Source organism: Shigella sp. FC1967, assembly GCF_001743005.1.
Taxonomy (GTDB): domain Bacteria; phylum Pseudomonadota; class Gammaproteobacteria; order Enterobacterales; family Enterobacteriaceae; genus Proteus.
This window is the reverse complement of the sequence record NZ_MIIZ01001045.1, coordinates 1-1,141: the sequence shown is the minus strand read 5'-3', so window position 1 is coordinate 1,141 and position 1,141 is coordinate 1. Positions and strand designations below refer to the sequence as shown.

The 1,141-nt window shown below is 33.7% G+C and carries 1 pseudogene; it reads left to right on the top strand.

Annotation, left to right across the window (positions count from 1 at the left end):
• Nucleotides 1–195 precede the first annotated feature (195 nt).
• Nucleotides 196–1,141: pseudogene (locus tag BHE89_RS17970) on the top strand (glycosyltransferase); the annotation flags it as partial.

The window sequence follows — 1,141 nt, the reverse complement described above, 5'->3', positions numbered from 1 at the left end:
CCAGAAGTTAACTATACTAATTCTTTAACGATAATGATTTTTTACTTTTGAATTGGCAGAAAAGTTACTTTTTTCTCTTAATTTATAACGGAAGAAAAAGCAAAAAATAACAACCTATTCAGGTTGGTCTCTTTCCTATTCTTAAACGGTATATCTAGAGAAAAACTATATCTTAAAGAGAATAAAAGGTTGGTTATGTCTTCTTCTGTACCTCAATTAAGTATTGTGGTGGCTATTTACAATGGCGAGCAGTTTTTATCACAATTTTTCAGTTATTTACGAATGCAGAAACTACAAAATTGGGAACTTATTCTTGTTGATGATGGCTCTAAGGATAATTCATTAAAATTACTTTATGAATGGAAAGATAAATTCCCCGATGTCACTATTTTGACACAGGAAAACCTAGGTGTTTCTGTTGCTCGTAATACAGGCTTTAATGTGGCGCGTGGAAGGTATGTCGCTTTTCCTGATATTGACGATAGTATTGATGCAAACATGTATCCTCGCCTACTCGAAATCGCGCTTGCTGATGATTTAGACATTGCGACTTGCAATGGCAATTATGTCTATGCAGATGGTCGTCCTTCACGACCGATATTTCCATCGAATCGCTTACAGACAACAGGGGTTTTAACGGGGCCGCAATGGTTAAAAATGGCATTAAACTCTAAAAAATTCTTACATGTAACTTGGTTAAATATTTATCGACGTGAGTTTTTACTTGCTCATGGTTATTATTTTGAACCGGGCTTACATCATCAAGATATCCCGTGGACGACGGAGGTATTATTAACAGCTCAGCGCGTTAAATATATTAATGAGCGCTATTATAATTATTTTATTCATTCTGGATCAGTTTCTCATACGACACCTAATGATACTATTCATGTTAGAACAATTCATAATTACATGAAAATATTAGAAATGCTGGATGCTATTAATAAAAAACATAATAACGTCACTAAAAATATTAATGCATGCTATTGGCAAATCGCAAAAGAAGGATTAGGGATTATCCACTCAATTGGTTCTATTCAGTGTATTGAACTTAAAAAAACAGATGGTTAAAACGCTTTTTTGAACGAGGAATATGGTCATTAATTTGGAAAAATGCGAAAGATTTTAGATTACGTTGGCG